This is a genomic window from Legionella sp. W05-934-2 (assembly GCF_964199965.1).
Classification (GTDB): domain Bacteria; phylum Pseudomonadota; class Gammaproteobacteria; order Legionellales; family Legionellaceae; genus JAFIFT01.
In genome coordinates this window covers 1-251 of the sequence record NZ_CAXMZT010000041.1, presented here as the reverse complement: position 1 = coordinate 251, position 251 = coordinate 1, and the positions used below count along the sequence as shown (strand labels likewise).

Here is a 251-nt window from a genome sequence, read left to right as displayed (position 1 = left end):
AAGGTTGCACTGGTGGCACCGGTGATATCAGCGCCATCTAATTGCCATTGATAAGCGGTGGTGGTTTCGCCATCGGGATCGCTGATATTGGATAACGATGCGGTGAGGGTTCCACCTTCTTCGGCATTGCCGGTGACATCGAGGGTTCCTGTTGTTTCATAATCGACATTAGCGATGGTTTGTGTGGCACTGGTAAATGAGGTGGTTCCACCCAAGATGTCGGTGGTGGTGGCAATCACCCTAATTTCATG

At 51.0% G+C, this 251-nt stretch carries 1 protein-coding gene; it reads right to left on the bottom strand.

What is annotated here, in order from left to right:
- Positions 1-251, bottom strand: a 251-nt coding sequence (locus AB3348_RS15275) for a hypothetical protein (RefSeq protein WP_367608478.1), incomplete at both ends; no start/stop codon positions are given.